The following is a 17,829-nucleotide window of genomic DNA, read 5'->3' on the forward strand; positions in this document are numbered from 1 at the left end:
ATGAAAAAGACGCTGATATTGTTAGCCATGGTGATTGCTTTGGTGATTCTGCCGTTTTTTATCGACCACGGCGGAGAGTTCGGTGGCTCAGACGGCGAGGCGGAAAGCCAGATTCAGGTGGTTGCTCCGCATTATGAGCCGTGGTTCCAGCCGCTGTACGAACCGGCGAGCGGCGAAATTGAAAGCCTGCTGTTTACGTTGCAGGGCTCGCTCGGCGCGGCGGTGATTTTCTATATTCTGGGCTATACCAAAGGCAGACAACGCCGTGATGACCGGGCTTGATCGACTGAGCTATCAGAGCCGCTGGTTTCACGTCGCGCCAGAGCGTAAGTTCCTGTTCTGGCTGCTGTTGATGATACTGGCGTTTACCCTGCCGACCTGGGGGCAGGGTATCGAGCTGGCGCTGATTGCCGGGCTGACCTGCTGGCTGCTGCGCATTTCCCTGCGCCGCTGGTGTCGCTGGATGGCGCTGCCGTTTGGCTTCCTGCTGATCGGCGTGGTGACGATCCTGTTCAGCGTCAGCCGCGACCCACAAACGCTGCTGGTCAGTTTTCCGCTTGGCAGTTACTGGCTGGGTGTGACGGCGTCCGGGCTTCACACCGCTAACGAGACATTCTGGCGCAGTCTGGCAGCGCTGGCCGCCACCTTCTGGCTGGTGCTTAACCTGCCGTTTCCGCAGCTGATTTTACTGCTCAAGCGGGCGCGAGTACCTCGACTGCTGACGGAACAGATCCTGCTGACCTGGCGTTTTATTTTTATTCTGTTAGATGAAGCGATGGCAATTCACCGCGCGCAGACGCTGCGTTTTGGCTATCGTAGTCTGCCGATTGGCTATCGCTCGCTGGCGATGCTGGTGGGTGTTTTGTTTACCCGCGTGCTGATTCGCTATCAGCAAATGGCGGCGACGTTAGATATCAAATTGTATCAGGGCGATTTTCACCTGTAAGGAAAAGCATGCTTGCCACCACCGAACTCTGGTTTCGTTATCAGGATGCGCAGGTACTTAAAGGGCTGACGCTGGATTTTTCTCAGCATGCCGTCACCGGACTGGTGGGCGCCAACGGCTGTGGGAAATCCACCCTGTTTATGAATCTGAGCGGTTTACTGCGGCCGCAGCAGGGCGCGGTACTGTGGCAGGGAAAACCACTGGACTACAGCAAGCGCGGCTTGCTGGCGTTGCGTCAGCAGGTTGCGACGGTGTTTCAGGATCCCGATCAGCAAATTTTCTACACCGATATCGACAGCGATATCGCCTTCAGCCTGCGCAATCTTGGCGTGGAGGAGGCAGACATAGCCCGACGCGTCGACGAGGCGTTAACGCTGGTGGATGCCCAGCATTTTCGCCAGCAGCCGATTCAGTGCTTAAGCCACGGACAGAAGAAACGGGTAGCCATCGCCGGCGCGCTGGTGTTACGGGCAAAATACCTGTTACTGGATGAACCCACGGCGGGGCTTGATCCTTCAGGGCGCAGTCAGATGATCGGCATTATCAAACGAATTGTGGCGCAGGGAAACCACGTGGTGATCTCCAGCCATGATATCGATCTGATTTATGAAGTCAGTAATGCCGTCTACGTTTTGCGTCAGGGTGAAGTGCTGGCGCACGGTGAACCCGGCGAGGTTTTTGCCCGGACGGAATTGATTGAAGAGGCCGGGTTAACGCAACCCTGGCTGGTGAAACTGCACGCAGAGCTAGGTATGCCGCTGTGCAAAAACGAAGATGAATTTTTCCGTTGTATGCGACAACGCGCAATCAAGGAGGCGTCATGACGCAGGCCATTATGTTGCAGGGGACGGCGTCTGACGTCGGTAAGAGCGTTCTGGTGGCGGGACTGTGCCGCATTTTTTATCAGGATGGTCGGCGAACCGCACCGTTTAAGTCGCAGAATATGGCGCTCAACTCCGGCATCACACCGGAGGGCAAAGAGATGGGCCGTGCGCAGATTTTCCAGGCTGAAGCCGCGGGTATTGTACCGGACGTGCGCATGAATCCGGTGCTGTTAAAACCAACCAGCGATCGCAAGGCGCAGGTGGTGCTGATGGGACAGGTGGCGACCGATATGGATGCCGTCAGCTATCACGAGTACAAACCGCGCCTGCGCGAGCAGATCCTTTCCGTTTACACCAGCCTGGCGCAGGAGTTTGATGTACTGGTGCTGGAAGGGGCGGGCAGTCCGGCAGAGATCAATCTGCGTGATCGGGACATCGTCAATATGGGGATGGCTGAGATGGCGCAATGTCCGGTGATCCTGGTCGCCGATATCGATCGCGGTGGGGTGTTCGCCTCCATTTACGGTACGCTGGCGCTGCTGCATGAACACGAGCGCGCACGGGTGAAAGGGGTGATCATCAACAAGTTCCGCGGAGACGTGGCGCTGCTTAATCCCGGTATCGAACAGATTGAAAGCCTGACCGGCGTTCCCGTACTGGGCGTGATGCCGTGGCTGGATGTTGATCTTGAGGACGAAGATGGTGTGGCGCTGCAAAAAGGAAAATACCGGCGCACGGAACAGCGCGATATCAACATTGCGGTAGTGCAGATCCCGCACATCTCCAATTTCACCGATTTCAACGCGCTGGCCGCGCAGCCCGATGTTCGCGTGCGTTATGTCCGCCATCCACAAGAACTGGCGGACGTTGATCTGGTGATCCTGCCGGGCAGTAAAAATACGCTCGGCGATCTGGTATGGCTACGTGAAAGCGGCATGGCCCACGCGGTCTTGCAGGCGCACCAGCAAAACATCCCCATCGTTGGGATCTGCGGCGGCTATCAGATGCTCGGCGAGACCATCATTGATGAGGTTGAATCGGGACTGGGAACGCTGCCGGGACTGGGGTTGCTTGATACTGTCACCCACTTTGCCCAGCGGAAAACCACCACCCAGGTGACGGCAATGATGTCGTCGACACTGCCGGACTGGCTGTCTGCGGCGTCCGGGTTGTCGGTACGCGGTTATGAAATACACATGGGTGAAACGACGCTGAACGGAGATTGTCAGCCGGTGATGCAACTGCAAAAGCACGGCGAAAACGTCGCGGATGGCGCCGTTACTGCTGACGGACGGACATTTGGCACCTATCTGCACGGTCTGTTCGACAGTGATGACTTTACGCGAGCGCTGGTCAATGGCCTGCGTGTGCGCAAAGGGCTGGCTCCCCTGGATCCCACCTTCCAATACGCGCAATATAAATCGCATCAGTTTGATCTGCTGGCGGATGCGATGCGGCAACACATCGATATTGAGAAAATTTATACCATCATGCAGCAACATCGGGAGTCCGTATGATGATTCTGGTCACTGGCGGCGCACGCAGCGGTAAGAGTCGTCATGCCGAAGCCCTGATCGCTGATTTTCCGCAGGTGCTGTACATCGCGACATCAGAGATTTTTGATGACGAGATGGCCGCACGTATTCAGCATCATCGTGATGGCCGTCCTGCGCACTGGCGTACCGCCGAGCGCTGGCAGCATCTTGATGCGCTGATCACCGTGGATAACGCGCCTGAAGAAGCCATTCTGCTGGAGTGCATTACCACCATGGTCACTAATCTGCTGTTTGCCTTGGGTGGTGACAGTGACCCGGATAGCTGGGATTACGCAACGCTGGAAACGGCGATTGAGGCGGAGATCCAGACGCTGATCGCGGCCTGTCAGCGATGTCCGGCGAGAGTGGTGCTGGTGACCAACGAAGTTGGGATGGGGATCGTGCCGGAAAACCGTCTGGCGCGGCACTTTCGGGATATCGCCGGGCGTGTGAATCAGCGTCTGGCGGCGGCTGCGGATGAGGTGTGGCTGGTGGTATCGGGTATTGGAGTCAAAATTAAATGAGTAAGTTGTTCTGGGCCATGCTCTCTTTTATTACGCGTTTACCCGTTCCGGGTCGCTGGTCGCAGGGACTGGAGTTCGATCAGTATTCACGCGGTATTGTGACCTTCCCGCTCATTGGCCTGCTGCTCGGCGCGCTGAGTGGGCTGGTGTTTATGCTTTTTCAGCCCTGGTGCGGTGCACCGCTGGCGGCACTTTTCACCGTGCTTGCGCTGGCGCTGATGACCGGCGGCTTTCATCTTGATGGGCTGGCCGACACCTGCGACGGCGTTTTCTCTGCCCGCAGCCGGGAGCGCATGCTGGAGATTATGCGTGACAGTCGGCTGGGAACTCACGGCGGCCTGGCGCTTATTTTTGTTCTGCTGGCGAAAGTACTGGTGGTCAGCGAACTGGCACTGCGCGGTACTCCCATGCTGGCGGCGCTGGCGGCCGCCTGTGCGGTGGGGCGCGGGACGGCAGTATTGTTGATGTATCGCCATCGATACGCCCGTGAAGAGGGGTTAGGCAATGTGTTTATCGGCCATGTCACCGGGACACAAACCTGCTTTACCCTGGGGCTGGCGACAATTTTGGCGGCGGTGTTGCTGCCTGGAATGCAGGGGGTGGCGGCGCTGGTCGTGACAATGGTCTCTGTCTTCCTGCTGGGACAACTGTTAAAACGGACGTTGGGTGGGCAAACCGGCGATACGCTGGGTGCGGCAATAGAACTTGGTGAGTTGATATTCCTGCTGGCTCTGCTGTGAGCCAGCCAACATAATGAGAACCCTTATGCAAACGTTAACCTCTTTACTCCGCGAAATTCCGCCAATAGATCGTGGTGCGATGACACGCGCTCAGCAACATATTGATGGCCTGCTTAAACCGCCTGGTAGTCTGGGGCGACTGGAGGCGCTGGCAGTGCAATTGGCGGGGATGCCGGGTTTGAACGGTGTACCGCATGTTGATGAGAAAGCGATACTGGTGATGTGTGCCGATCACGGTGTCTGGGATGAAGGGGTTGCTGTTTCACCGAAGGTGGTGACCGCAATTCAGGCGGCAAATATGACGCGCGGAACAACGGGTGTTTGTGTACTTGCCGCCCATGCCGGTGCAAAGATCCATGTGATTGACGTAGGGATTGATGCGGAGCTTATCCCTGGCGTGGTAAACATGCGCGTCGCACGAGGCTGTGGAAATATCGCCACCGGCCCGGCAATGAGCCGTACGCAGGCGGAAGAGCTGCTGCTGGAAGTCATTCGCTACACGCGAGAACAGGCGCAGCGCGGCGTGACGCTGTTTGGCGTTGGCGAGTTGGGGATGGCGAATACCACACCTGCCGCGGCGATAGTTAGCGTACTGACAGGGAGTGAGGCGGAAGCGGTGGTGGGGATTGGTGCCAACCTGCCGCTTTCCCGTGTAGGCAATAAAGTGGAGGTGGTTCGTCGGGCGATTGCCGTCAACCAGCCCAATCCGCATGATGGGGTGGACGTGCTGGCGAAAGTCGGTGGTTTTGATCTGGTGGGCATGGCGGGCGTTATCCTGGGCGCTGCGTCCTGCGGTTTGCCGGTGTTGCTGGATGGCTTCCTGTCCTATTCCGCTGCGCTGGCAGCCTGTCAGATTGCACCGGAGATCAAACCGTATCTGATCCCTTCGCATTTCTCTGCTGAAAAAGGCGCACGGATTGCGCTGGAGCACCTGGATCTCGAACCTTATCTCAACATGGGGATGCGCCTGGGGGAAGGGAGCGGTGCTGCACTGGCGATGCCAATCGTAGAGGCCGCCTGCGCAATGTACAACAATATGGGGCAACTGGCCGACAGCAATATCGTGCTGCCGAATGGTAAAGAAAGCGCCTGATGCGTTTCGGATCTGGCTTGCGTGACGTGCTGTTCGTCGGCCAGTTTCTGAAGACGGCAGAGGGAGTGGGTTTACGACCGCTAAAAAAGCTATAATTTCCCTACATCTGCCGCGACTGAGGAAAGGGAAATGTTACCTCGTGTAAAATTGTTTTGTTCATTATTTATGCTGCTCGCAAGCCAGAGCGCGCTGGCTGTCAGCTATCCACTGCCCCCTGAAGGAAGCCGTCTGGTCGGAAATCCACTGACGATTACCGTTCCCGACAAGAATACGCAACCGCTTGAGGCATTTGCCGCACAGTACGGACAAGGGCTGAGTAATATGCTGGAAGCGAATCCGGATGTCGATGTGTTCCTGCCGAAGTCGGGTTCTACGCTGGTTGTGCCACAGCAAATCATTCTGCCTGCTACTGTTCGTCAGGGCATTGTGGTGAACGTGGCGGAGATGCGTCTTTACTACTATCCAAACGGCAGTAATACGGTAGAGATTTTCCCCATTGGTATTGGCCAGGCAGGGCGAGAAACGCCGCGTAACTGGGTGACGAGAGTTGAGCGTAAGCAGGAAGCACCGAGCTGGACGCCAACGGCGAATACCCGTCGTGAATACGCAAGCAGGGGAGAAAGCCTGCCCGCCTTCGTTCCTGCCGGGCCCGATAATCCAATGGGGTTGTACGCCATCTATATCGGCAAGCTGTACGCTATTCATGGTACTAATGCGAATTTTGGCATTGGTCTGCGCGTCAGCCAGGGCTGTATCCGTTTACGCAACGACGATATCGAACATCTGTTCCAGAACGTGCCAGTCGGTACCCGCGTACAGATTATCGATCAGCCGGTGAAAACCACGACGGAACCGGACGGCAGTCGCTGGATAGAAGTGCATGAGCCACTGTCCCGCAACCGCGCGGAATATGAATCTGACAAAAAAGTCCCGCTGCCGATCACGCCTGTGATGCGTAGCTTTATGAGCGGTGAGGGTGTGGATGTGAACCGCGTCAGCGAAGCGCTCGAACGCCGTTCGGGGATGCCCGTCAATATCAGCCGCGGACAAACCAGCATTTAATGGCGTCGGAATGATTCTCTGAAAAGCAAAAAGCCCGCTAAAAAGCGGGCTTTTTAAATTTGGCTCCTCTGACTGGACTCGAACCAGTGACATACGGATTAACAGTCCGCCGTTCTACCGACTGAACTACAGAGGAATCGTTGTGGAGGCTTATCTTAGCGGCGAAAAATCTTTTGTCAAACCCCATTTCCGACATTCATGGTTAATTGGCGCTTCTCTCAACAATTTGTTGCAATTGCAGAGATTTAATCGGGAAAAAACTTTGCAGCTTTTCCGTTTCTCCCTCATCATTTGAAATGAGGTTTCAACTTTCTTCTCTAAGGTCCATTTTGAACGTCTCTGCTGCCCTACGCCAGGCCGTCACACGCACGCCCTGGTATGCCAAACGCAAGAGTTATAAGGTACTTTTCTGGCGCGAAATTACCCCACTTGCCGTGCCTATTTTTCTGGAGAATACCTGTGTTTTGCTGATGGGCGTACTCAGTACGTTTCTGGTCAGTTGGCTGGGGAAAGAAGCGATGGCGGGCGTCGGCCTGGCTGATAGCTTCAACATGGTAATTATGGCCTTTTTTGCCGCTATCGATCTGGGGACGACGGTCGTCGTGGCCTTTAGCCTCGGTAAACGTGACCGCAGACGCGCTCGTGCAGCGGCCCGGCAATCTCTGGTGATTATGACGCTGTTTGCCGTGATTCTGGCGGCGGTGATTCACTATTTTGGCGCGCAGATTATCAATGTGGTGGCAGGCGAAGCGACAGCGGAGGTGAAGGCGCTGGCGCTGACCTACCTGGAATTAACGGTCCTAAGTTATCCTGCTGCGGCGATTGCTCTGATTGGCAGCGGCGCGTTGCGCGGCGCGGGCAATACGAAAATTCCACTGCTGATAAATGGTGGGATGAATATCCTCAATATCATTATCAGTAGCATCCTGATTTACGGGGTTTTCTCCTGGCAAGGACTCGGCTTTGTCGGCGCCGGGCTGGGGCTAACCATTTCGCGCTATATCGGTGCGGTTGCCATTATCTGGGTGCTGATGATTGGCTTTAATCCGGCGCTGCGCATTCCGCTGAAAAGTTATTTTAAACCGCTGAACTTCGCCATTATCTGGGAAGTGATGGGGATCGGTATTCCGGCCAGCATTGAGTCGGTCCTGTTCAACGGCGGCAAGTTATTAACGCAGATGTTTGTCGCCGGGATGGGCACCAGCGTCATTGCGGGGAATTTCATCGCATTCTCCATCGCTGCGCTGATTAACCTGCCGGGGAACGCGCTGGGGTCGGCATCCACTATCATTACCGGAAGACGTCTGGGAAACGGACAGATTGCCCAGGCGGAGATTCAATTGCGTCACGTGTTCTGGCTTTCCACGATTGGCCTGACTGCTATCGCCTGGCTGAGCGCGCCGTTTGCCGGGCTGATGGCATCGTTTTACACCCGCGACCAGGAGGTAAAAGACGTTGTTGTTATACTGATTTGGCTCAACGCGGCGTTTATGCCGATCTGGGCTGCTTCCTGGGTTTTACCTTCAGGGTTTAAAGGCGCACGCGATGCGCGTTTCGCCATGTGGGTATCGATGCTGGGAATGTGGGGCTGTCGTGTCGTCGCTGGCTATACGCTGGGGATTGTTCTTGGCTGGGGTGTTGTCGGGGTCTGGATGGGGATGTTCTTCGACTGGGCGGTACGTGCAGTGCTGTTTTACTGGCGTATGGTTAGCGGACGTTGGTTGTGGAAATACCCGCGTCCGGAACATGAAAAGGTGACAAAATCACCCGTTGCGTCTGAATAAACGGCGAAATGAGGAATATTTCGACAAACAGTCGCGATAGCGCATTCAGGCTTTGACAACGGCAGTGGGCGTCGCTAATATGCGCCCCGTTCACACGATTCCTCTGTAGTTCAGTCGGTAGAACGGCGGACTGTTAATCCGTATGTCACTGGTTCGAGTCCAGTCAGAGGAGCCAAATTTAAGAAGCCCGCTTTTTAGCGGGCTTTTTGCTTTTCTGATACCACGCAATGTTCATATAAACCATCAGGTCAGAATGGTTTCCAGTCTGGCCAACACTTCATTTACGACAGAATCAGGTATACGTTCCAGACACTTGCCGCTTCGAGCGCTCATGTCAATAGTTCTGGGCTGATCGCAGCGAATGACGCCGGTGGTTTTTGTTCCCATTCCATCAAGGGAAACAGTGAAGCCTGCTGTACGGGCGAAGTTTCCTCCATTGGTGACGGGAACGACAACGGGTAATCGGGTGAACTGGTTAAATGATGCCGGAGAAATGATGAGTACCGGGCGCTTCCCACTTTGTTCATGTCCGGTTGTGGGATCCAGTGAAACGAGCCAGATTTCACCTCTGTCCATTTACAGGATCTCCTTACCCACCGCAGGCGCATCTATCCATTCACGATCCTCTTCGCTCATTTCTGTGCGCGGATCGCACTGCGCCAGCAGTTCCTGAAGCGAATAACGGGGGCGTTTCTGGGGTTCAATAATCAGACAGCCATTGTCAATGGTCATGCCCACCTCGCTGTCCGTCGACAGCTCCAGGGTTTTCAGCACGGCGGGAGGAACCGCCAGCATGATGGATCCGCCAACCTTTTTCAAACGAGTGGTATACATAGAACACCTCCGAATATTATATTTTAATATAACATCAGCGGTGGGGAGTGCGCAATTATTCATCAGAACCATTGTGTTTTCCTTAGCACAATAAAGCATGTAGAGGCAGTTGCTCTCTCCAACGGAGTATCAAAATTTAAGAAGCCCGCTTTTTAGCGGGCTTTTTGCTTTTCTGCCTTTCGTTCTTCTTAACGAAATGGCGGCTCGTTGAAGGTGCGCAGTTTGCGTGAGTGCAGACGGTCGCCTTCAGCACGCAGCAGGTCAATGGCGCGAATACCAATTTGCAGGTGTTCGGAAATTGCTCCCTCATAGAATCGGTTTGCCTGACCGGGCAGTTTTATCTCGCCGTGCAGCGGTTTATCAGAAACGCACAGCAAGGTGCCATAGGGCACACGGAAACGGTAACCCTGTGCGGCAATGGTCGCGCTTTCCATATCAATCGCCACCGCGCGGCTCAGGTTAAAACGCAGTGCCGAAGCGGAGTACCGCAATTCCCAGTTGCGATCGGAGGTGGTGACTACCGTTCCGGTACGCAGACGCTGTTTGACCTCTTCACCCGGCATACCGCTGACCATCTTCGTGGCGTCATACAGGGCGCGCTGAACCTCTGCAATGCTTGGGATTGGAATGTCCGGCGGCAGCACCGCATCGAGCACCTGATCGTCACGCAGATAGGCATGGGCAAGCACGTAATCACCAATCGCCTGGCTTTCACGCAAACCGCCGCAGTGACCAATCATCAACCAGACATCCGGGCGCAGGACTGCCAGGTGGTCGCAGATCGTTTTGGCGTTGGACGGGCCTACGCCAATATTCACCAGCGTGATCCCCTGACCGTCGGCCGTGATCAGATGCCAGGCCGGCATCTGGTGTTTCTTCCAGGCTAGATCGGAAATGGCTTCTTCGGGCGCTTCCGTTTCCGCGGTGATCCAGATACCTCCGGCGCAAGAAAGCGCAATATAGGGGCTGTCCGGATCCAGAATTTGGCTGCATCCCCAGCGCACGAACTCATCCACATAGCGGGTGTAGTTGGTGAACAATACGAACGGCTGAAAATGTTCTACAGGCGTACCGGTATAGTGACGTAGCCGGGCGAGTGAGAAATCGACCCGTCGTGCGTCAAAGTGCGACAGGGGAGAATACTCGACCGGATGATAGATGCCATCTGCGGTTTCATCGCCAATTTGCGCCAGTTCGGTGGTTGGGAAATGGCGGGTTAGCCCGGCGCTCATCGAGCGGTCAAGCGTGAGCTCAGAACCGTCAATCACGTAGGGATAGGGGATCTCATGCTGTGAGGGCTCGACGGTGATCTGTGCGTCATAATCCTGATACAACAGCGTGAGCTGTTCTTCCAGATAAGGGCGGAACAGTCCCGGACGGGTGATGGTCGTGGTATAACAGCCAGCATGGGTAAAGCGGCCATACGCGCGTGTTTTAGGTGGATTGGTGGCGTTGCCATTCCAGGTAACAGACAGCGATGGATAAACAAAAAGACCTTTACTGCGGGCGGTGAGGTCGGGAAGTTCTCCGGTTTCAATGTACTTGCCAATGGCACTACGAAGCGCCTGAACCGACTGCTCGTAGAGTGCGTCAAGTTTTTCCAGCGCTTGTGCAGGCGTCAGGCTGGAGCCCTTACTCTTCATCTGTGTCTCCTTGTTCTACAGGTGTACTGCTCACCCGATAGTATGTCACCGGAATGTGAAACAAAAGTCAGAGTTTTCGAGAAGAGGCGAGAGCCGAACGGCCCTCGCAGACAATTCAGGCGTGTTGCTTATCTTTCATCAACAATGCGGTGGCGGCCGAAATCAGGCAACCTGCCAGCAGATAGATAGCCACGCTGTGCCAGTCACCACCAGAGAACGTCACCAGAGCTGCCGCAATGAACGGGGTGAATCCGCCGCCGACGACGCTGGCGACCTGATAACCCACGCCCGCACCGCTGTAGCGGTATCCCGCGCCAAACATGCTGGTGAACATGGGCTGTTGCACACAAACCACCATGTCATGCGCGATATTCGCGAGCATGATCGAAAAGAACACAATCCAGAAAATCGACTGTGATTCGAGCGCCATAAAGAACGGAAATGCACTCAACATGCCAATCAGCGCGCCGGTAATATAGACGCGCCGACGGCCAAAGCGGTCTGCAAGCCAGGCAAAGCAGGGGATGGTCAGGCAGCTTAGCCCACCGACCAGCAGGCCGATATTCAGAAAGAGCTCACGCGGCAGGCCGAGGTTTTGTGTTGAATAGTTAAGTGCAAACGCCGTGACGATATACATCGTTAGCAGTTCACACAGGCGCAGCGCGATAATCTTTAAAAAGGCCCCCGGATGGCGTGCGAGCGCCTCCATTACCGGCAGACGCTTTTTCTCATCGGGTGCCTGTTGTTTCTGCTGTTCAAATTCTGCTGACTCTTCCATCCCGTTTCTCACCCATAGCGCGCCGAGCACCAGGACGATGCTGAACAGGAACGGAATACGCCAGCCCCAGCTCAGGAACTGCTCGTCGGTCGTCAGATAACTGATCGCTGATACAAGACCAGTCGAAAGTAGCAGGCCGACGCCGTAGCCCACCTGAACGCCGCTGCTATAGAACGCTTTTTTGTTCTCTGGCGCACTCTCAACAGACAGTAATGCGGCACCGCCCCATTCACCTCCGACAGCAAAGCCCTGAATCGCACGCAGTAGCACCAGTAAAACGGGTGCCCACCAGCCGATAGTGGCGAAAGATGGAAGAATACCAATCAATGCGGTGGCGATTCCCATCATCCAGACGGTGAGCATCAACATCCGCTTACGGCCCAGGCGATCGCCAAAGTGGCCAAAAATGACTCCACCCAACGGGCGGAACAGGAAACCGACGCCAAAGGTCGCGAAAGCGGCAAGCGTACCCATCGCCGGGCTGACCTGCGGGAAAAATTCACGGTTAAACACCAGTGCGGCGGTGATGCCATAAAGCAGAAAGTCGTACCAGTCGACGACGGCACCGGCAAAGCTGCCCAGCGCGGCGCGCCTGGCGCGATTTAGCGATGGCGTATCCTCTACTGAGGGAGTGGAGATAAGGGTGGAATCCATAGTCATCCTGTCTGTACTGATTTTATTATTAGTATGGGAATAAGCGTTACACACATTGCGGCCAACCTATAAGTGGCTGTTATGAGACTACCGCGACAGACAGGAAGAGAAAACGATTTTTAATCCGCTGAAGGCAGAACAGGAAGATATAGACCAGAACCTGACTGAGCCAGCAAAAAAGGCCAGTTTTACGCTGATCACGTTGTGGTCATCCGGTGGAAGCCACGTTCCGGGGCGGGAAATGTATTGCATGACGAAAGGGACGGCGTGATTATCACATTTTTCGTTTAAAGGGCATGGCCTTTAATACAATTTCGGATAATTTTATTCATACTTTATTGTCCAAAAATGGATGCTTGTGGTAATAATACGCAAATAAAATGCGTGTTTATATTAATTAAGCAAATACATTTTATTAACTCATAAGTCATAAATATATTCTGCGCGGCAAAGGATAGCTTTTGCCTGCGGACTTCGTTCGTGGATTTAACGCAATGAAAAAATTTAATACCTTCGTGTTATTCGCTGTCGCGATAGCGGGGCAGCAGCACTATGCTTTTGCCGCAAATGAATTTCAGGATAATTGTATTGCCGAGGATTGTGTACAAACGCATCAAACCGTGAATGAAACTTCACTGGAGAAAAGTATCGTTGCAGCAATCATGCAGAGTCCGGAACTGGCTGAAATTAAATCGGTATTAAACGTGGATAATGCACGCGTGGATGAACAAAAAGGCGCGTGGATGCCGCAGGTTTTTGTTAATGGCGCCAGTCGCGATCTTGCTTCAAATAATAATAGCGACAATGAATCCTATGGTATCAGCATTTCGCAACTGCTTTATGATTTTGGCAGAACGACGAATAGCATCAGCCAGGCGAAAAGCACGGTTGAAGGGGACAACTATAAGATTCAGTCTTCTTTAAACGACATTGCCGATAAAGTATCGACACTGTATGTGCGGGCGAAGCGTTATCAGACGCTTATCGATATCGCCAAAGACAATATTGTGTCATTGAAAAAAGTCGAAAATTTGGCCCAGTTACGTTCTGAAGCGGGTCTGAGCACGGCTTCAGACGTGCTACAGGCGCAGACGCGTTTGATTGCCATGCAAACCTCACTGGAAGATTTTCGTTACCAGTATTCTCTCGCGTTAAAGCAACTGGCTGTCTTAACGGGTATCCAGGCATCTGCGTTATCGTCGCTTCCGCGGGGAGCCAGCGAGCCGCTTTTGCCCTTTAACCGGCATGACTACGAGACGCTGCCAACGGTGCGGGCCGCAATGACTGAAAAGCAGTCCGCAGATTATGAAGTGAGTAAAGCCAAAGCGGGTTACATGCCAACCCTCTCCCTGCGGGCAGAGCGGGCCTATAGCCAAAACAATGGGACGTCTTCCGATCCCTCCTGGGATAATCACTTAACGGTGAACGTCAGCGTGCCGTTGTATCAGGGGGGAATTGTCTCCTCCAGAGTGGAGCAGGCTCAGGGGAATGTTGCCAGTGCGCAAGCGCGGATCCAGAAAGCAAAAATGGATGCGGAGCAACGCATCGACAGTTTTATGGAAGACTGGAAAGGGGCGCAGGCGAGGAAAGCAAACAGCGATCGGCAACTTCAGTCCGCGCGTAAAACGCGTGAGGTTTATCGTAATGAATACACTTTAAATAATCGAAGTCTTAATGATCTGCTTAGTGTTGAACAGGATGTTTTCCAGGCTCAGCAGGCACAAACGATGGCGGAATATGATTCCCTTCAGGCATCGCTTTCTTATGCCGCCAGTACTAATGCGTTACTAAAAAAACTGAACATCATGCCGTAATAACTGCATTTTCAGAACTATCACGCAAATTACACCATCACGATTGTTTAATGCCTGTTTCGTTAAGGGGGAGACAGGCGTTAGCGCCCCGTTAATTTATAAATTGATTATTCCGACATGTAATTTTCGATTTATATCATCAATGTCTTAGAAAGAGAAAGGTTAAGAAAATGAATAAAAGTAGCGAGGTGATTGACTCCTGGCTTTCAGCAATGGTGTATGTCGCAAGGCATTATCGCCTCGATTATTCTGAAGAGAATGTGCGTGTTGCGATGCAATGGGAAAATAGTACCGCCCTGGGCGCAACGTTACAAAATATGGCCCGCCAGCTCAGCCTCGCCATTCAACTTAAAAAGTTTAAAGCCAACCTGCTCGATCCGTGGCGGATGCCGCTGGTGGTTGAACTGTCTGGCGGCCAGATTGGCGTATTAACCAAAATGGATTCGCAAAATAACATCAGCGTGGTATTTCATAACGAGGATGGTTTAGAAAGCGTGTTCAGCAAGGAAGAGTTGATATCGCGTATAGAGCGTGTCGCGATACTGCGTCCACTGACGTCAATTCCGGATGCCCGCGTCGATAACTACATCAAGCCTTATCAACGTAACTGGTTCTGGAAGCTGGCGCTACGTGACTGGCCACGGTATTTCGATATTATTCTGGCGGCGTTCATCGCGAACGTGCTGGCCCTTTCCGGAACGCTTTTCTCGATGCAGGTTTACGACCGTGTGGTGCCCGCGCAGTCCGAGCCGACGTTATGGGTGTTGTTTGGCGGCGTGATGCTGGCTATCTTGTTTGAATTCTCAATGCGGCTGATCCGCGTGCATATCGCGGACGTGATTGGTAAACGGGCCGATCTGCGGATATCTGATCGGGTGTTTGGTCACGCGCTACGGATTAAGAATAGCGCCCGCTCCAAATCGACCGGCTCTTTCATTTCGCAGATTCGCGAGCTGGAATCCGTACGCGAATTGATCACATCCACGACCATCAGCGTGGTGTCCGATTTGCCGTTTTTCTTTGTCTTTTTTGCCATTCTGTGGAACATCGGCGGGCCGCTGGCTTATGTCGTGCTTACCGCGCTCCCGCTGCTGATCGTTCCTGGCATACTGATTCAATTCCCGCTGGCAAAGCTCTCTAACGAAGGGATGCGTGAATCGGCGATTCGTAATGCGGTGTTGGTTGAATCCGTTCAGTGCATTGAAGATATCAAGCTGTTACGCGCCGAACAGCGTTTCCAGAACCAGTGGAACCATTCTAATAACGTGTCATCTTCCATCGGGATGAAGCAACGTTTCCTGACGGGGTTTTTAATGACCTGGACGCAGGAAGTGCAGTCGATTGTTTACGCGGTGGTTCTGCTGGTGGGCTGTTTTCTCGTTATGAAAGGCGAACTGACTACTGGCGCGCTGGTAGGGACCTCCATCCTCGCATCACGCGCCATTGCACCCCTTGCGCAAATCTCAGGGGTACTGGCGCGCTGGCAGTCGGCAAAAGTCGCACGTAAAGGGCTGGATGAGCTAATGCGCCGTCCGGTCGACCAGGAAGAACGCCATAAATTTGTTCATAAGCCGGTGCTGACCGGTCAGTACCAGTTGCAGGGGGCGGTGTTTTACTACGACGAAGAGACCAAAACGCCGGATCTGGCGATCGGTAAACTGAATATTAACGTCGGAGAACGCGTCGCGATTCTGGGGCGTAACGGCGCAGGTAAATCCACACTGCTGCAGGTTCTGGCGGGAATGCAAACCATCCAGCAGGGCGAATTGCTGATGGATAACATCTCCATGCGCCACCTTGATCCCGCAGACGTACGCCGTGATGTCGCGTTTCTCAGTCAAAACTCGCGGCTATTTTTCGGCACGATTTTTGAAAACCTCACCATGGGCCGACAACAGGCGACTGACGAAGAAATCCATCACGCGTTGAAAGTCAGCGGCGCCCTGAGCTTTGTCCAGCAACAAAAAAATGGGCTCAACTATATGATCATGGAAGGCGGTTTCGGTTTGTCGGGTGGACAACGCCAGGCACTGTTGCTTGCCCGGACGATTCTGTGCCAGCCGGAAGTGTTACTGCTGGATGAACCCACCGCCGCAATGGATGAAGTCACCGAGCAGTATGTGATTGATGAGCTTAGCGGATGGCTCGGCCATCGTACGCTGGTGATTGCCACTCACCGACTGGCCATGCTGCGCCTTGTCGATCGTATTATTGTGATCGATAAGGGGCGGGTAATCATTGACGATGTGAAAGAGAAAGTGCTCAACCAGTCCCAACTCAGTCCTGCGCCGCAAACGAGTGCAGATATAGCGGAGGCAAAATAATGGCGAATCCCTCATTAGTGACACAGGATCTGATGTCGCAACCGAAGCTGGGGCGCTCGTCTCTGCTGGTATGGATGATCTTTTTACTGCTGGCAGGCTTTTTAGTCTGGGCGAAGTATTTTTCATTAGATGAAGTCAGCACGGGCGGCGGGAAAGTGGTTCCTTCGTCACGAGAACAGGTCGTTCAGTCGCTGGAAGGCGGAATTATCTACACTCTTCAGGTACACGAAGGGGACATCGTCCAGCGCGGACAGTTGCTGGCTGAACTGGATCGCACTAAAACGCAATCCAGCGTGGAAGAGAGTTCTTCCCGTTTGAAAGCGGGTCTGGCGCGTGCGGCGCGCCTGGAGGCGGAGGTTAACGATCATCCGATTAATTTTCCGGCCGAAGTCCTTCAGGAAAAAGATCTGATTAAGACTGAAACCGATCTCTATATTTCGCGTAAAACGAGTCTCGATCAGGGGCTGGTCGGGTTACAGCAGGGCATTAATCTTGTCCAGCAGCAGTTAAACATGACGCAGCCGCTGGTAAAGCAGGGCGCGGCCAGCGGTGTTGAGGTTTTGCGGTTGAAAACTCAGTTGAACGATCTGCAAAACAAAGCGGCAGACATGAAATCGCAATACTACGTGCGCGCGCGCGAAGAGCTCAACAAAACGAATGAGGATGTGGAAGCATTACGTTCAGTGATGCGTGGTCGGGAAGATTCACTGACACGACTGAAAATGTACTCGCCCGTTCGCGGTATCGTGAAAAATATCGAAGTGACGACGGTAGGGGGCGTGATACCGCCAAACGGGAAGCTACTGACCCTGGTGCCGATGAATGATGAAATGCTGATTGAAGCGCGCATTTCGCCTCGTGATGTGGCGTTTATTCATCCCGGACAGCCTGCGCTGGTGAAAATTACCGCGTATGATTATTCCATCTATGGCGGTTTGCCGGGGGAGGTCACGATGATTTCGCCGGACAGTATTCAGGACGACGTGAAACGCGATGTTTACTATTACCGGGTCTATATCCGTACCAAAACCAACTTTCTGGAAAATAAAAAGAAAGAGCGCTTTCCAATCTTCCCGGGAATGGTTGCGACGGTCGATATCAAAACAGGTAACCGTACCGTTCTCGACTACCTGATTAAACCGCTTAACAAAGTGAATGAAGCCTTGCGCGAGCGGTAATTGAGATCCTGACAAGATTAAGCATAAGCCTGGTCCACGGTGACCGGGCTTTTTTTTGCCTTACGCTTAAGAAAAGGGGGGCGAGGTATTGATTGA

The 17,829-nt window shown here is 53.7% G+C and carries 17 protein-coding genes and 2 tRNA genes; 14 read left to right on the forward strand and 5 right to left on the reverse strand.

The window, feature by feature from the left end; genetic code table 11:
- The 8 genes from KE671_RS20400 to ldtA all read left to right on the forward strand — a co-directional run bounded on the left by KE671_RS20400 (position 1) and on the right by ldtA (position 6,724).
- Entirely contained in the window at positions 1–282 is a 282-nt protein-coding gene (locus tag KE671_RS20400) for an energy-coupling factor ABC transporter substrate-binding protein (RefSeq protein ID WP_206164365.1), read from the forward strand.
- The gene (locus KE671_RS20405; protein ID WP_206164398.1) at positions 269–946 is read left to right on the forward strand and encodes an energy-coupling factor ABC transporter transmembrane protein; all 678 of its coding nucleotides are present in this window, start codon (positions 269–271) and stop codon (positions 944–946) included. Before KE671_RS20400 ends, KE671_RS20405 begins: the two co-directional genes overlap by 14 nt.
- 8 nt (positions 947–954) lie before the next feature.
- The gene (locus KE671_RS20410) at positions 955–1,770 is read left to right on the forward strand and encodes an energy-coupling factor ABC transporter ATP-binding protein (protein WP_206164366.1); all 816 of its coding nucleotides are present in this window, start codon (positions 955–957) and stop codon (positions 1,768–1,770) included.
- A complete protein-coding gene (locus KE671_RS20415) occupies positions 1,767–3,287 on the forward strand; it encodes a cobyric acid synthase (RefSeq protein ID WP_206164367.1) in 1,521 nt (506 codons plus the stop codon). The genes KE671_RS20410 and KE671_RS20415 overlap by 4 nt, the downstream gene beginning before the upstream one ends.
- Entirely contained in the window at positions 3,284–3,829 is a 546-nt protein-coding gene (cobU, locus tag KE671_RS20420; RefSeq protein ID WP_206164368.1) for a bifunctional adenosylcobinamide kinase/adenosylcobinamide-phosphate guanylyltransferase, read from the forward strand. The genes KE671_RS20415 and cobU overlap by 4 nt, the downstream gene beginning before the upstream one ends.
- Complete coding sequence (gene cobS / locus KE671_RS20425) at positions 3,826–4,569, forward strand: adenosylcobinamide-GDP ribazoletransferase (RefSeq protein WP_206164369.1); 744 nt, start codon at positions 3,826–3,828, stop codon at positions 4,567–4,569. The genes cobU and cobS overlap by 4 nt, the downstream gene beginning before the upstream one ends.
- Before the next feature lie 25 nt (positions 4,570–4,594).
- A complete protein-coding gene (gene cobT / locus KE671_RS20430; RefSeq protein ID WP_206164370.1) occupies positions 4,595–5,662 on the forward strand; it encodes a nicotinate-nucleotide--dimethylbenzimidazole phosphoribosyltransferase in 1,068 nt (355 codons plus the stop codon).
- Positions 5,663–5,791: 129 nt separating this feature from the next.
- A complete protein-coding gene (gene ldtA, locus KE671_RS20435; protein ID WP_206164371.1) occupies positions 5,792–6,724 on the forward strand; it encodes a L,D-transpeptidase in 933 nt (310 codons plus the stop codon).
- A 60-nt stretch (positions 6,725–6,784) separates the two neighbouring features.
- On the opposite strand, the gene KE671_RS20440 is transcribed toward ldtA, so the two are convergent.
- Positions 6,785–6,860: transfer RNA gene (locus tag KE671_RS20440), tRNA-Asn, on the reverse strand.
- Positions 6,861–6,866: 6 nt separating this feature from the next.
- Between KE671_RS20440 and KE671_RS23135 the strand changes: the two genes are divergently transcribed.
- The 3 genes from KE671_RS23135 to KE671_RS20450 all read left to right on the forward strand — a co-directional run bounded on the left by KE671_RS23135 (position 6,867) and on the right by KE671_RS20450 (position 8,683).
- Positions 6,867–7,019, forward strand: a complete 153-nt coding sequence (locus KE671_RS23135) for a DUF5951 family protein (RefSeq protein ID WP_368668244.1) — start codon at positions 6,867–6,869, stop codon at positions 7,017–7,019.
- Between the two features lies 1 nt (position 7,020).
- The gene (locus KE671_RS20445) at positions 7,021–8,508 is read left to right on the forward strand and encodes an EmmdR/YeeO family multidrug/toxin efflux MATE transporter (protein WP_206164372.1); all 1,488 of its coding nucleotides are present in this window, start codon (positions 7,021–7,023) and stop codon (positions 8,506–8,508) included.
- A gap of 99 nt (positions 8,509–8,607) precedes the next feature.
- Positions 8,608–8,683 (forward strand) — tRNA-Asn (locus KE671_RS20450).
- 68 nt (positions 8,684–8,751) lie between these two features.
- Here the strand turns inward: KE671_RS20450 and KE671_RS20455 are convergent.
- From KE671_RS20455 to shiA, 4 genes are all read right to left on the reverse strand, one after another.
- Positions 8,752–9,084: a type II toxin-antitoxin system PemK/MazF family toxin gene (locus KE671_RS20455; RefSeq protein WP_206164373.1), complete on the reverse strand. Its 333-nt coding sequence runs from the start codon at positions 9,082–9,084 to the stop codon at positions 8,752–8,754.
- Complete coding sequence (locus KE671_RS20460) at positions 9,085–9,342, reverse strand: AbrB/MazE/SpoVT family DNA-binding domain-containing protein (protein WP_206164374.1); 258 nt, start codon at positions 9,340–9,342, stop codon at positions 9,085–9,087.
- Positions 9,343–9,530: 188 nt separating this feature from the next.
- Positions 9,531–10,985 (reverse strand): AMP nucleosidase, encoded by a 1,455-nt coding sequence (locus KE671_RS20465; RefSeq protein WP_206164375.1) that lies wholly within the window; start codon positions 10,983–10,985, stop codon positions 9,531–9,533.
- A gap of 115 nt (positions 10,986–11,100) precedes the next feature.
- Positions 11,101–12,417, reverse strand: coding sequence for a shikimate transporter (shiA, locus tag KE671_RS20470; protein WP_206164376.1), 1,317 nt, complete (start codon positions 12,415–12,417; stop codon positions 11,101–11,103).
- A 494-nt stretch (positions 12,418–12,911) separates the two neighbouring features.
- On the opposite strand from shiA, the gene KE671_RS20475 reads away from it, so the two are divergent.
- From KE671_RS20475 to KE671_RS20485, 3 genes are all read left to right on the forward strand, one after another.
- Positions 12,912–14,231 (forward strand): TolC family outer membrane protein, encoded by a 1,320-nt coding sequence (locus KE671_RS20475; RefSeq protein ID WP_206164377.1) that lies wholly within the window; start codon positions 12,912–12,914, stop codon positions 14,229–14,231.
- A gap of 170 nt (positions 14,232–14,401) precedes the next feature.
- The gene (locus KE671_RS20480; protein ID WP_206164378.1) at positions 14,402–16,555 is read left to right on the forward strand and encodes a type I secretion system permease/ATPase; all 2,154 of its coding nucleotides are present in this window, start codon (positions 14,402–14,404) and stop codon (positions 16,553–16,555) included.
- Complete coding sequence (locus tag KE671_RS20485) at positions 16,555–17,733, forward strand: HlyD family type I secretion periplasmic adaptor subunit (protein WP_206164379.1); 1,179 nt, start codon at positions 16,555–16,557, stop codon at positions 17,731–17,733. The genes KE671_RS20480 and KE671_RS20485 overlap by 1 nt, the downstream gene beginning before the upstream one ends.
- Positions 17,734–17,829 lie beyond the last annotated feature (96 nt).

Source organism: Citrobacter amalonaticus, assembly GCF_018252635.1.
Classification (GTDB): Bacteria; Pseudomonadota; Gammaproteobacteria; order Enterobacterales; family Enterobacteriaceae; genus Citrobacter_A; species Citrobacter_A amalonaticus_E.

Excerpts from the sequence above, each read along its gene's own strand:
- shiA (WP_206164376.1), bottom strand. The coding sequence starts at position 12,417 with ATGGATTCCACCCTTATCTCCACTCCCTCAGTAGAGGATACGCCATCG.
- KE671_RS20405 (WP_206164398.1), top strand. The coding sequence starts at position 269 with ATGACCGGGCTTGATCGACTGAGCTATCAGAGCCGCTGGTTTCACGTC.
- KE671_RS20465 (WP_206164375.1), bottom strand. The coding sequence starts at position 10,985 with ATGAAGAGTAAGGGCTCCAGCCTGACGCCTGCACAAGCGCTGGAAAAA.
- KE671_RS20410 (WP_206164366.1), top strand. The coding sequence starts at position 955 with ATGCTTGCCACCACCGAACTCTGGTTTCGTTATCAGGATGCGCAGGTA.
- KE671_RS20485 (WP_206164379.1), top strand. The coding sequence starts at position 16,555 with ATGGCGAATCCCTCATTAGTGACACAGGATCTGATGTCGCAACCGAAG.
- KE671_RS20415 (WP_206164367.1), top strand. The coding sequence starts at position 1,767 with ATGACGCAGGCCATTATGTTGCAGGGGACGGCGTCTGACGTCGGTAAG.
- KE671_RS20460 (WP_206164374.1), bottom strand. The coding sequence starts at position 9,342 with ATGTATACCACTCGTTTGAAAAAGGTTGGCGGATCCATCATGCTGGCG.
- cobU (WP_206164368.1), top strand. The coding sequence starts at position 3,284 with ATGATGATTCTGGTCACTGGCGGCGCACGCAGCGGTAAGAGTCGTCAT.
- KE671_RS20480 (WP_206164378.1), top strand. The coding sequence starts at position 14,402 with ATGAATAAAAGTAGCGAGGTGATTGACTCCTGGCTTTCAGCAATGGTG.
- KE671_RS20400 (WP_206164365.1), top strand. The coding sequence starts at position 1 with ATGAAAAAGACGCTGATATTGTTAGCCATGGTGATTGCTTTGGTGATT.
- KE671_RS20445 (WP_206164372.1), top strand. The coding sequence starts at position 7,021 with ATGAGGTTTCAACTTTCTTCTCTAAGGTCCATTTTGAACGTCTCTGCT.
- KE671_RS20475 (WP_206164377.1), top strand. The coding sequence starts at position 12,912 with ATGAAAAAATTTAATACCTTCGTGTTATTCGCTGTCGCGATAGCGGGG.
- ldtA (WP_206164371.1), top strand. The coding sequence starts at position 5,792 with ATGTTACCTCGTGTAAAATTGTTTTGTTCATTATTTATGCTGCTCGCA.
- KE671_RS20455 (WP_206164373.1), bottom strand. The coding sequence starts at position 9,084 with ATGGACAGAGGTGAAATCTGGCTCGTTTCACTGGATCCCACAACCGGA.
- cobS (WP_206164369.1), top strand. The coding sequence starts at position 3,826 with ATGAGTAAGTTGTTCTGGGCCATGCTCTCTTTTATTACGCGTTTACCC.
- cobT (WP_206164370.1), top strand. The coding sequence starts at position 4,595 with ATGCAAACGTTAACCTCTTTACTCCGCGAAATTCCGCCAATAGATCGT.